This window comes from Bacillus sp. SIMBA_008 (genome assembly GCF_046535495.1).
GTDB classification, from domain to species: Bacteria; Bacillota; Bacilli; order Bacillales; family Bacillaceae; genus Bacillus; species Bacillus subtilis.
This window is the reverse complement of sequence record NZ_JAWRWL010000359.1, coordinates 1-277: the sequence shown is the minus strand read 5'-3', so window position 1 is coordinate 277 and position 277 is coordinate 1. Positions and strand designations below refer to the sequence as shown.

Genomic DNA, 277 nt, shown 5'->3' with positions numbered 1-277 from the left:
CAGGGACTCTTGTCGGCTGCTGCCATTTTTCAATGGACTTTACTTCTGATACTGAAATGGCGTATTCTTTTTTGTTTACGATAAACACAATCATCTTTTCGCCAGTTTTGATATCTGTACTCATTTCAGACCGCTCCTCTATTGTTTTTTACTTGATCAGTGCATTACAGTCAACGATGAGTGCAACTTGACCGTCGCCTAGGATTGTTGCGCCTGAAATCGCAAACACGTTTGGCAGGTAATCTCCTAGTGATTTCAATACAACCTCTTGCTGACC

1 protein-coding gene and 1 pseudogene are annotated in these 277 nt (G+C 41.9%); both read right to left on the bottom strand.

What is annotated here, in order from left to right; translation table 11 throughout:
* Positions 1-124 (bottom strand): annotated as a pseudogene (locus tag SB658_RS23595) (chemotaxis protein CheW); the annotation flags it as partial.
* A 24-nt stretch (positions 125-148) separates the two neighbouring features.
* Positions 149-277 (bottom strand): chemotaxis protein CheW (locus tag SB658_RS23590; protein WP_410602726.1); only part of this gene is annotated, 129 nt, incomplete at its 5' end.